This window comes from Geodermatophilus sp. SYSU D01106 (assembly GCF_054049995.1).
This window is the reverse complement of sequence record NZ_JBJGYM010000001.1, coordinates 392304-402949: the sequence shown is the minus strand read 5'-3', so window position 1 is coordinate 402949 and position 10646 is coordinate 392304. Positions and strand designations below refer to the sequence as shown.

Genomic DNA, 10646 nt, shown 5'->3' with positions numbered 1-10646 from the left:
CCCCCCCCCCCCCCCCCCCCCCCCCCCCCCCCCCCCCCCCCCCCCCCCCCCCCCCCCCCCCCCCCCCCCCCCCCCCCCCCCCCCCCCCCCCCCCCCCCCGCCGCTGGCGGTGGGGGACCGGTGCACGCCCGAGGCGATCCCGCCGGGCGTCGCGAACACGATGAACCAGATGCTCCGCAAGGACGTCGAGCCGGGGAACCCGGGCCAGACCGGGTCGCGCGCCTACGTCCGCGGGCACCAGATCGCCGGCAAGACCGGCACCTCGCAGGACAACTACTCGGTCGCCTTCGTCGGCTACACGCCCGAGATCACCGCGAGCGTCATGGTGCTCAACCCCAAGCGCAACGAGGACGTCGGCGGCTTCGGTGGCGGCAAGGGGGCCACGATCTGGCGCGACGCCATGGAGCCCATCCTCACCGCCCGCGGCAGCAGCGACTTCGCGCCCGCCGACGAGACCGTGATGAACGGCAACACCCGCCCGGTGCCCGGCTGCTCGAGCGTCCGCGGCTGCGAGCGGGCGCTCACCGACGCCGGCTTCGAGCCCCGGACGGTGCGCGTCGACAGCGACGAGGCGCCCGGGACGCTGCTCGGCACGAGCCCGCCGCGCGGTGGCCGCGCGGTGCCCGGCCAGGTCGTGTCGATCCGGGTGAGCAACGGCAGCGACTACGTGGAGCCCGCCCCCGAGCCCGAGCCGCCGCCCGCGGAACCGGCGCCGGCGCCCGGGCCCGGTGCGCCCGATCCCGGGCCGGCGCCCGCTCCCGAGGCGCCACCGGCCGAGCCGGAGCCCGGCCCGCCGCCCGCCGGGCCGGAGCCCGCGCCCGGCCCGCCGGCGCCCGGTGCACCCGCTCCCGAGGGGGGCTGGCCCGGGGGCGGCGGCAGCTGGCCCGGCCAGCCCGCGGGCTGACCGAGCCGCTCGTCGAGCGCCTGGGTGAGCAGCCAGCCGCTCAGCAGCACCAGGTGCAGCAGGAACAGCCACAGGCCGATGGCGACCACGGCGCCGACCGCGTCGAGGCCGCCGAAGGGCGCGCCGAGGTCCAGCGGCAGCGACAGGAACAGCACGAAGCCCTGCAGGAACCCCGACAGGCAGGCCGCGGTGAACAGCGCGCCGCTGACCAGCGCGCCCCAGCGGTGCCGCCCGCCGGCCACCACGCCGAAGCCCCACAGCAGTGGCACGGTGAGCACGAACAGCACCGTGTAGTAGCCGACGAAGAACCGGCCGAGCGCCGGCCCGACGCCGTCCTCCCGGGCCAGGTCCGCCATGACCCGCGCGGCGAGCAGCAGCGGGTACAGCAGCAGCGGGGTGACGACGACCAGGGGCAGCGCCGACAGCCGCCCCCGCCAGGCGGTGAGGTTCTCCTGCCGCCGGCTGAACCGCATGAGCGCCCGCCGCAGGCCCTCCCCGTACAGCGACAGCGGCAGCAGCGCCAGGACGAAGCCGAGCAGGTCCACCCGGACGCCGGCCGCGACCAGGCGCTCCACCGCCTCCGGCGCGCCCAGCGGGGTGGGCAGCAGCTCGGCCAACCGCGCGCTGAGCGCCCGGACCTCGTCCCGCGAGGTCACCAGCGCGGTCAGCCGCACCGCCACGAGCAGCAGCGGCACCACCGCGATGCCGGCGTAGAACGTCAGCCCGGCGCCGATGAGCGCGAGGTCGCGGCCCAGCAGCCGCCGGCGGGCGCCGCCGAGCAGCCCCCGCGACTCGGCGCGCAGCCGGGCCGCCGTCCACGTCCGTCCGGGGCTCACCGGGTCACGCCACCAGCCGCCGCGTCCGCACGCCCCTCGGGGAGGCGGTCAGTCGTCGGAGCTGTCGTCGGTGGTGGGCGCGTCGTTGCCCGGGTTGACCCCGGTCTCCTGGCAGCTCGCGTCGTTCTCGTTGCTGGCGTTCTCCCCGCTGGAGTCGCAGTTCGTCGGCCCGCGGGTGAAGTCGGTGTTGTCGCCGCAGGCCGTCAGCGAGCCGAGGAGGGCCAGCACGACGAGCGGGCGGGCGAGGCGCATCCGCGTGGAGGAGGACATGAGCAGACTCCTACACGTCCCGGGCCGGTCCCAAACCGGCGGGGTCGGTCCTCCTGCTCCCGCCGGGGCCGCGGTGTGAGCCATGGAATTACAAGAAACCCATTGTCACGCCTCGGTCACGCCCCCTACTCTCAGTACGTCCAACGGGGCGCTCCGTCACCAACCTGGGTGACACCCCGAGGACGCCGTCGAGCCGGTCCTCCCTCCGGGAGGCCGGGCCGGGGACCCACCGCAGTCCTGGGGTGCAGCGCGTGTCCGCACGCGCCGGGCGAGTCCACGCCCGAACCCGTCAGCTAACCCGGTAGGCGGCCTGGGAAGAGGAGAACTGGCGCGTGGCGTCCCTGCGCACGTCTGTCCCCGGCATGCCCGCGACCGGCCGCTCCCGCTGCCGCCGCGCCGCCCTCGCCCTCACCGGGGCCCTGGGCATCGGGCTGGGCCTGGGCACCGTCCCCGCGCAGGCCGAGGAGCCCGCCACCGCGGCCGAGGCCGCCCAGCTGGTCGCCGCCCGCGGCCACGAGCTCGAGGTCGTCACCGAGCAGTTCAACGAGGCGCGCGAGGCCCTGAGCGCCCAGCAGGCCGCCGCCGAGGCCGCCGCCGCGACCCTCGCCCAGGCGCAGGCCGCCGTCGACGCCGCCCGCCAGCAGGTCGTCGGCATCGCCCGGTCGGCCTACACCGGCGACACCATGGGTCCGCTCCAGGCCCTCATGACCAGCGACGACGCCGACGAGTTCGTCAACCGCGTCACCCTGCTCCAGGGCGTCGCCGGCTACCAGGGCGAGCTGCTCGGCCAGGCCGCGGCCGCCACCGAGGCCGCCACCGCCGCGCAGACCGCCGCCGCCGAGCACGCCGCCGAGGCGCAGCGCCAGTACGACGCCGTCGCCGCCCAGCAGGCCGACCTCGAGGGCCAGATCGCCGACTACCAGGCCGACTTCGCCCGGCTCACCGCCGAGGAGCGGCGCGCCGCCCTCGAGGCCGCCGCGGCCGCGCACGCCGCCGAGAGCCAGCGCGCCAGCCGCGACGAGGAGCGCGAGGAGCCGGCCGCCCCGTCGTCGGCGTCCTCGTCCTCGTCCTCCGGGGAGTCCGCCCCGGCCGCGGCGCCCGCGAGCGGCGTCGCCGGCACCGTCGTCGCCACCGCCATGGCCCAGCGCGGCAAGCCCTACGTCTGGGCGGCCGGCGGCCCGGGCTCCTTCGACTGCTCCGGCCTGACGCAGTACGCCTTCCGCGCCGCCGGCATCAGCCTCCCGCACTCCAGCCGCATGCAGTCGCAGATGGGCGCCGCGGTCTCCCGCGCGAACCTGCAGCCCGGCGACCTCGTGTTCTTCTACAGCCCGGTGAGCCACGTGGGCATCTACATCGGCAACGGCCAGATGGTGCACGCGCCGACCTCGGGTGACGTCGTCAAGGTCGCGAGCATCGACTCGATGGGCGGCTACGCCGGCGCCCGCCGCATCGGCTGACGAAGGACCTCCCTGCCCCCACCGCTCGCAGGCTCGGGCGGGCCGCTGCAGGGGGGCCGTTCCGGCTCGTCACCTCCGGACCTGCTGCAGGAGCCCCCACACGAAGGCCGCGGTGTCGCCGGAGGGCAGCCGCACCTCCCAGCGGGTGACCACCTGCGGGTCGGCCTCCTCCGCGCCGGGCAGGCCGCTGACGTCGGCGACCACGTGCTCCCAGACGCGCAGCCGCCCGTCCGCGGCCGGCGGCACCGGGGAGCCCGGCGCACGCACCAGGTGCTCGTGCAGCACGGCGCCCTCGACGGTGGACAGCACCTCCCAGCGCAGGTGCGGCCACAGCGGCAGCGGCCAGTGCCGCACGTCGAGCTCCAGGTCGCCGAACGGGCGCACCTCGACGTGCTCGGCCGGCCCGAGGACGGCGGCCCGCAGCGCCAGCCCGCGCGGCGCCCGCGGCGCGTGGTGCAGTGCCTGCCAGCGGGTGTGCGCCGCGTGCGCCTCCGCCCGGGTGGCCCCGAGCCGGGGGAGGGCGCCGGCGACGAGGTCGGGCCGCAGGTCGGCCATCCGGCGCAGCAGGACCAGGCAGAACTCCCGCCGCGCCAGACCCCGCACGGCGCCGACCCTGCCACCCAGGTCACACCGCCGTCCGGGACACCCGGCCACCCCGCCGCGTTGGACCCTCCGGACCCGAGCCCGCCCCCGACCCCGAGGACCGCACCGATGAACCCCCGCACCGTCGTCCTCGCCTTCCGCGTCGTCGCCGTCGCCGAGGCGCTGTCCTGGGTGGGCCTGCTGGCCGGGATGTACGTGAAGTACGTGCCCGAGACCTCCGAGGTGGGCGTGCAGGTCTTCGGGCCCGTCCACGGCGCGGTGTTCGTCGCCTACGTGCTCGTCACGCTCGTCGCCGCCCGGGTGCTGCGCTGGTCGCGCTGGACGACGCTGCTCGCGCTCGTCGCGTCGATCCCGCCGCTGGCCACCGTGGTGTTCGAGCGCTGGGCGGTGCGCACCGGGCGGCTGGCGGTCCCCGCCCGCGCCTGACCTACGGTTCCGGGCATGCCCGAGCCCGTGCTGCCCGCCACCGCCCGCACCCTGCTCGCCCGCACCGCCCGCGCGCAGCGCGACGGGCGGGCGCCGAGCCTGGTCGCCGGCGTGGTCCGGGACGGCGGCCTGGCCTGGTCCGCCGGCCGCGGCGACGTCGCCGAGCCGCACGCCGACGTCCAGTACCGGCTCGGCTCGATCAGCAAGACCGTCACCGCCGTCGCCGTGATGCGGCTGCGCGACGAGGGCCGGCTCGGCCTCGACGACCCGCTCGAGGACCACGTGCCCGGCACGCCGTTCGGCGACCGGTCGGTGGGGCAGCTGCTCTCGCACCTGGCCGGCGCGTCGGCGGAGAGCCCCGGCGGCTGGTGGGAGCGGGTGCCCGGCGGCTCGCTGGAGGAGCTCGGCCTCGACGGCGGCGACGTCGTCCTGGGCGAGGCCCGGCGCTTCCACTACTCCAACCTCGGTTTCGGCCTGCTCGGCGAGCTCGTCGCCCGGGCGCGCGGCCGCTCCTGGGACGACGTCGTCGCCGGGGAGGTGCTCACCCCGCTCGGCATGACCCGGACGACGCCGCGGCCCTCCGGCCGGGCGGCGCAGGGCTGGGCGGTGCACCCCTGGGCCGACGTCGCCCTCCCCGAGCCCGAGCACCACGCCGGCGTGATGGCCGCCGCCGGGCAGCTGTGGGCCACGCTGGACGACCTCGCCCGTTTCGCCGTCTTCCTGCTGGGCGACACCGGCGACGTGCTGGCGCCCGCGACGCTGGAGGAGATGGCGGTGCCGGCCGGCGTCGACCCGTCGTCGCCGTCCTGGTCGTCCTACGGGCTGGGGCTGCAGGTGCTGCGGGTCGACGGGCGGACGCTGGTCGGGCACGGCGGCTCGATGCCGGGCTTCCTCGCCGGCGTGTTCGTCGACCGCGAGGAGGGCGCCGGCGGGGTCTCGCTGGCCAACACCACCAGCGGGCTGGACCCGGCGCTCGTCCCGGGCCTGCTCGCCGACCTGCGCGCCGCCGAGCCGCGCGTGGTCGACGCCTGGCGGCCGGCGGAGCCGCCGGTGCCGCTGGAGCAGCTCGGCGTCTGGTACTGGGGCCCGGCGCCGCTGGCGCTGCGCGCGGTGGCCGGCGGCCTGCTGCACCTCGGGCCGCTGCCCGGCCGCAGCGGGCGGGCCAGCCGGTTCCGCCGCCGCGACGACGGCACGTGGGTGGGCCTGGACGGCTACTACGCCGGCGAGACGCTGACGATCGCGGCCGACCACCTCGACGTCGGCACGTTCGTCTTCACCCGCACGCCCTACGACCCCGCCGCACCGGTGCCCGGCGGCGTCGACGACCGCGGCTGGACGGCGTCCTGAGGGGGACGCCCCCGGCCGTCAGGGACGGTCGAAGGCGTCCATCGTCGTCTTGACGACGGCGCCGTAGGCCAGGTGCGGCACGACGTCGCTGACCCAGTCGGTGGCCGACCAGGTGCGCGGGTCGGTGATGCCCAGCGCCGTCATCGGGCCGTTCGAGGCGACGAGCACGCCGAGCGTGGTGAGCACCGTGCCCACCAGCGGCTGCGACCGGAAGCCGGAGGCGCGCAGCAGCCCGACGACGACGCCGACGCCGATCCCCGCGGCGAGGCCGGTGATCGGCCCGAGGCCGGCGATCCGGTTCGCCCGGTGCTCCTCGTCGCCGGGGATCGGTACGTGCGCCTTCGCCGCCAGCGCCTCGACCGTCTGCTCCGGCGTCGAGCTGGTGCCGCGTCCGCGGACCGTCATGTCCAGGTAGGTGACGGCGTTGAGCGCGGTGGTGCCCGCGGCCCCGGCGGCCGCGCCGCGCACCGCCCAGCCGAGCGTGCTGATCCCGCGCTTGCCCTTGCCGAACGTCCCCACCGGGGTCTCCCTCGCCATGGCCGACGGGGTACCCGCGGGCGCGACCTGCGGAAACGGCGCACAGTGGGGGAGTGGAGGAGACGGCCGGAGACACGGACGCCGCCCTCGAGCGCGCGATCGGCGCCCTGCTGGACGCCCGCGCGCCCGGCGCCACGATCTGCCCGTCGGAGGCGGCCCGCGCCGTCGCCCCGGAGCGCTGGCGCGACCTCATGCCGCAGGCGCGCGAGGTGGCCGGGCGGCTCGCCGCGCGGGGCGAGGTCGAGGTGACCCAGCGCGGCGCGGTGGTCGACGTCGCCACCGCCCGCGGACCGGTGCGGATCCGCCGGGCCGGCTGACCGGCGGCGGTCGGCCCGGCAGCAGTGGGAGCGGCGGTCAGACCGGCGGCAGGGGGCGGGCGAGGAAGGCGGCGAGCAGCCGGGCGGTGCGGTCGACCGTGCCGGCGTGCAGCACCTCGTACCCGTGCGTGCTCAGCGTGGGCAGGCTGACCAGCGCGGCCCGCGCCGCCTGGCCCACGGCCTGGGCCTGCGAGGCGTCGGAGTCGAAGGACTGCCAGACCGCCGTCTGCGGGGCCAGGCCCAGCTCGCGGCCGACGTCGACGAGCGCGTCGGCGACCGGGCGGTCGTAGACGACGGCGTCGTCGGCGTAGGCGACGACCGGCCCGCCGTCGACGGTGACCTGGTACTCGGGCTCGGCGGGCCCGACGTCGAGGGCGACGGTCAGCTCGCCGGGCAGCGTGCGGCTCGCGTACGTGGCGCCGATGCCGCCCATCTCCTCGCTGGTGGTGGCCAGCAGGTACGTGTCGGCGTGCGGGCGCCCGCGCAGCAGCCGCGCGGTGCCGACCAGGGCGGTCAGCGCGGCGCGGTCGTCGAGGAAGGAGGAGCCGAGGAAGTCGCCGAAGCGGGTGAGCCCGCGGCGGTCGGCGTGCACGCACACCCGCGTGCCGGGGTGCACGCCGGCGTCGCCCAGCTCCTGCGCCGACCGCCCGGTGAAGACGTACACGTGCGACCAGTCCATCGCCTTGTCGCCCTGGTCCGGCTTGGTCTCCCAGATGCGCATGGAGTCGGTGGTGGTGTGCTCCGAGCCCAGCATGAGCACGCCGGTGAGCGTCTCCCGCCGGCCGAGGACGGCGACCGGGCCGAGGCCGGAGTTGCCGGGGTACATGACGCCGAGCGAGGTCACGCGCAGCGTGCCGTCGGGCTCGACCCGCTTGACCATCATCGACAGCTCGTCGAGGTGCGCGGCCACCCGGACCGGTGGTGCGGACCGGTCCGTCCCGTGCAGCAGCGCCACCAGGTTCCCCGCCGGGTCGACGGTCACCTCGTCGGCGAGCGGCTCGAGCTCGCGGCGGACGACGTCGCGCACCGCGCCCTCCTCGCCGCACGGGCCGTAGGTGCGCAGCAGCTCGTCGAGCAGGTCGGGGAGGGGCGTGGCGTCGGGCACCGGGGTGCCCTACCCGGCCGGCGGGCGCTCTCCCGCCGCCCGCTCCAGCAGCGGGTCCACCCGGTGGTCGACGTACCGGCGCAGCGCCAGCGCGGTGTCCGTGCGCTGGACGCCGCGGAGGGCCAGCACCTGCTCGGTGAGCCGCCACAGGTCGTCGGCGTCGACGGCGACCACCCGCACCAGGAGGTCGGCGGCTCCCGACAGCGCGGTCACCTCGAGCACCTCGGGCAGGGCCGCGAGCGCGGCGGCCACCTCCTCGAGGCTGCGCTGCACGACCTGCACGGTCACGTAGGCGCTGAGCCGGTAGCCGAGCGCCTCGGGCCGGACCCGGGAGGCGAACGGCGCGAGCACGCCGCTGGACTCGAGCCGGGCCAGGCGCGCCTGGACGGTGTTGCGGGCCAACCCGAGCGACTGCGACAGCGCCATCACGGTGGCCCGCGGGTCGTCGGTCAGCGCCTGCACGAGGCGTGCGTCGGTGGCGTCCAGGCGATCGGGGCCGGGGGGCACGCTGCTCAGTCTGACATGGTCGGACGTCCTAGCAGTGCGCGATCTGCTCGATCCGTCGTGGCGGTCTTGCGCATCCCGTCCGGGGGGTGGTGTGCTCCGGAGCCGAGCGGGGCGTGCCACGATGTGTGAGTGGTGCCACACCCCGGTGCCACACACACGTCCCATCCCGCGGCCCCGCCGGTGACCCCGGCGGCCGCGGACGACGGCGAGGAGCAGCGCGTGAGCCTGTCCAGCGCGACCACCGAGGTGGTCGACCCCGTACCGGGGGCGGCGGCCCCCCATCTCCCGCAGCAGCCGGGCCTCGTGCAGCTGCTGACCCCGGAGGGCGAACGGGTCGAGCACCCCGAGTACTCGATCGACGTCAGCGACGAGGAACTGCGCTCGCTCTACCGCGACCTGGCGCTCGTGCGCCGCTGGGACGTCGAGGCCACCGCGCTGCAGCGCCAGGGCGAGCTGGGCATCTGGGCCTCGCTGCTCGGCCAGGAGGCCGCCCAGATCGGCGCCGGCCGGGCGATGGCCGCCGACGACATGGCCTTCCCCACGTACCGCGAGCACGGCGTCGCCTGGGTGCGCGGTGTCGACCCGCTCCACGTCATCAGCCTGTTCCGCGGCGTCGACAACGGCGGCTGGGACCCGGTGGACACCGGCTTCAACCTCTACACCGTGGTCATCGGCGCACAGACCCTGCACGCCACCGGCTACGCGATGGGCCTGCAGCGCGACGGCGCGGAGAGCGCCACGCTCGCCTTCCTCGGCGACGGCGCCACCAGCCAGGGCGAGGTCAACGAGGCGATGATCTGGGCGGCCAGCTTCTCGGCGCCGGTCGTCTTCTTCTGCCAGAACAACCAGTACGCGATCAGCGTGCCGCTGGAGCGGCAGTCCCGCGTCCCGCTGTACCAGCGCGCGGCCGGCTTCGGCTTCCCCGGCGTCCGCGTCGACGGCAACGACGTCCTCGCCGTCCTGGCCGTCACCCGGGCCGCCCTGCAGGCCGCCCGTGAGGGGCAGGGCCCCACCTTCATCGAGGCGTTCACGTACCGGATGGGCGCGCACACCACCTCCGACGACCCCACCCGCTACCGGCTGGCCAGCGAGCTGGAGGAGTGGAAGCTGCGCGACCCGATCGCCCGGCTCAAGGCCCACCTGTCCCGCAGCGGCATCGCCGACCAGGCCTTCTTCGACGGCGTCGAGGGCGAGGCCGACGAGCTCGCCGCGCGGATCCGCAAGGGCACGCTGGAGATGGCCGACCCGCCGGGGACGGCGATGTTCGACCGGGTCTACGCCGAGCAGACGCCGCAGCTCGCCGCGCAGCAGGCGGAGTTCGAGGCCTACCAGGCCTCCTTCGAGGGGAGCGGGCACTGATGGCCGAGACGCTGACGATCGGCAAGGCCCTCAACCTGGGCCTGCGCCGCGCCATGGAGGACGACGCGAAGGTCGTGCTCATGGGCGAGGACATCGGCCGCCTCGGCGGGGTCTTCCGCATCACCGACGGCCTGCAGAAGGACTTCGGCGAGGACCGCGTCGTCGACACCCCGCTGGCCGAGGCCGGCATCCTCGGCACCGCCGTGGGGCTGGCCATGCGCGGCTACCGGCCGGTGTGCGAGATCCAGTTCGACGGGTTCGTCTTCCCCGCCTACAACCAGATCGTCACCCAGGTGGCCAAGATCCACGCCCGCTCGCGCGGCCGGCTGGCCATGCCGATCGTCATCCGCATCCCCTTCGGCGGCGGCATCGGCGCGGTGGAGCACCACAGCGAGAGCCCGGAGGCGTACTTCGCGCACACGCCGGGCCTCAAGGTGGTCGCCGTCAGCAACCCGGTCGACGCCTACTGGGGCATCCAGCAGGCGATCGCCCACCCCGACCCGATCGTCTTCCTCGAGCCCAAGCGGCGGTACTGGGAGAAGGCCGAGGTCGACCCCGACGCCACGCCCGACCCGCTGTTCGCCTCCCGGGTGGTGCGCGGCGGCGACGACGTCACCGTGCTCGCCTACGGCCCGATGGTGAAGACGGCGCTGCAGGCCGCCGAGGCCGCCGCGGAGGAGGGCCGGTCGCTGGAGGTCGTCGACCTGCGCACCCTCTCCCCGCTCGACCTCGACCCGGTGTTCGACTCGGTGCGGCGTACCGGGCGCTGCGTCGTCGTCCACGAGGCCGCGGTGACCCTGGGCCTCGGCGCGGAGATCGCCGCCCGGGTGACCGAGCAGTGCTTCCACTCGCTGGAGGCGCCGGTGCTGCGCGTGGGCGGCTACGACACGCCCTACCCGCCGTCGAAGCTCGAGGAGGAGTACCTCCCCGACCTCGACCGCGTGCTCGACGCCGTCGACCGCTCGATGGGCTTCTGAC

At 76.3% G+C, this 10646-nt stretch carries 12 protein-coding genes, 1 pseudogene and 1 riboswitch; of the genes and pseudogenes, 7 read left to right on the top strand and 6 right to left on the bottom strand.

The genetic code is table 11. From position 1 onward, the window contains the following. Nucleotides 1–109: 109 nt before the first annotated feature. A pseudogene (locus ACI78R_RS02085) lies at nucleotides 110–394 on the top strand (penicillin-binding transpeptidase domain-containing protein); the annotation flags it as partial. Between the two features lie 269 nt (nucleotides 395–663). Here ACI78R_RS02085 and ACI78R_RS02080 read toward each other — a convergent pair. Next, entirely contained in the window at nucleotides 664–1740 is a 1077-nt protein-coding gene (locus tag ACI78R_RS02080) for a YhjD/YihY/BrkB family envelope integrity protein (protein WP_457039487.1), read from the bottom strand. Between the two features lie 48 nt (nucleotides 1741–1788). After that, a complete protein-coding gene (locus ACI78R_RS02075; protein ID WP_139252993.1) occupies nucleotides 1789–2010 on the bottom strand; it encodes a hypothetical protein in 222 nt (73 codons plus the stop codon). A 181-nt stretch (nucleotides 2011–2191) separates the two neighbouring features. Continuing rightward, a riboswitch (cyclic di-AMP (ydaO/yuaA leader) is annotated at nucleotides 2192–2335 on the top strand. A gap of 7 nt (nucleotides 2336–2342) precedes the next feature. On the opposite strand from ACI78R_RS02075, the gene ACI78R_RS02070 reads away from it, so the two are divergent. Next, nucleotides 2343–3467: a C40 family peptidase gene (locus ACI78R_RS02070; protein WP_457039486.1), complete on the top strand. Its 1125-nt coding sequence runs from the start codon at nucleotides 2343–2345 to the stop codon at nucleotides 3465–3467. A gap of 69 nt (nucleotides 3468–3536) precedes the next feature. On the opposite strand, the gene ACI78R_RS02065 is transcribed toward ACI78R_RS02070, so the two are convergent. Beyond that, nucleotides 3537–4070 carry a hypothetical protein gene (locus ACI78R_RS02065; protein WP_457039485.1) on the bottom strand — a complete coding sequence of 178 codons (534 nt, stop codon included), beginning with the start codon at nucleotides 4068–4070 and terminating at the stop codon, nucleotides 3537–3539. A 108-nt stretch (nucleotides 4071–4178) separates the two neighbouring features. On the opposite strand from ACI78R_RS02065, the gene ACI78R_RS02060 reads away from it, so the two are divergent. Next, nucleotides 4179–4496 (top strand): DUF3817 domain-containing protein, encoded by a 318-nt coding sequence (locus ACI78R_RS02060; RefSeq protein ID WP_457039484.1) that lies wholly within the window; start codon nucleotides 4179–4181, stop codon nucleotides 4494–4496. Nucleotides 4497–4511: 15 nt separating this feature from the next. Next, nucleotides 4512–5843 carry a serine hydrolase domain-containing protein gene (locus ACI78R_RS02055; RefSeq protein ID WP_457039483.1) on the top strand — a complete coding sequence of 444 codons (1332 nt, stop codon included), beginning with the start codon at nucleotides 4512–4514 and terminating at the stop codon, nucleotides 5841–5843. Between the two features lie 18 nt (nucleotides 5844–5861). On the opposite strand, the gene ACI78R_RS02050 is transcribed toward ACI78R_RS02055, so the two are convergent. After that, entirely contained in the window at nucleotides 5862–6380 is a 519-nt protein-coding gene (locus ACI78R_RS02050; protein ID WP_457039482.1) for a hypothetical protein, read from the bottom strand. Between the two features lie 53 nt (nucleotides 6381–6433). On the opposite strand from ACI78R_RS02050, the gene ACI78R_RS02045 reads away from it, so the two are divergent. Further along, a complete protein-coding gene (locus tag ACI78R_RS02045) occupies nucleotides 6434–6697 on the top strand; it encodes a DUF3253 domain-containing protein (RefSeq protein WP_457039481.1) in 264 nt (87 codons plus the stop codon). 37 nt (nucleotides 6698–6734) lie between these two features. On the opposite strand, the gene ACI78R_RS02040 is transcribed toward ACI78R_RS02045, so the two are convergent. Continuing rightward, nucleotides 6735–7802: a M42 family metallopeptidase gene (locus ACI78R_RS02040; protein ID WP_457039480.1), complete on the bottom strand. Its 1068-nt coding sequence runs from the start codon at nucleotides 7800–7802 to the stop codon at nucleotides 6735–6737. Nucleotides 7803–7811: 9 nt separating this feature from the next. Then, nucleotides 7812–8309 carry an Lrp/AsnC family transcriptional regulator gene (locus tag ACI78R_RS02035; protein ID WP_454554728.1) on the bottom strand — a complete coding sequence of 166 codons (498 nt, stop codon included), beginning with the start codon at nucleotides 8307–8309 and terminating at the stop codon, nucleotides 7812–7814. A 219-nt stretch (nucleotides 8310–8528) separates the two neighbouring features. Here ACI78R_RS02035 and pdhA point away from each other — a divergent pair, with 219 nt between their 5' ends. Next, nucleotides 8529–9668, top strand: coding sequence for a pyruvate dehydrogenase (acetyl-transferring) E1 component subunit alpha (gene pdhA / locus ACI78R_RS02030; RefSeq protein ID WP_073421876.1), 1140 nt, complete (start codon nucleotides 8529–8531; stop codon nucleotides 9666–9668). After that, entirely contained in the window at nucleotides 9668–10645 is a 978-nt protein-coding gene (locus ACI78R_RS02025; RefSeq protein WP_073420981.1) for an alpha-ketoacid dehydrogenase subunit beta, read from the top strand. The genes pdhA and ACI78R_RS02025 overlap by 1 nt, the downstream gene beginning before the upstream one ends. Nucleotide 10646: the final 1 nt, after the last annotated feature.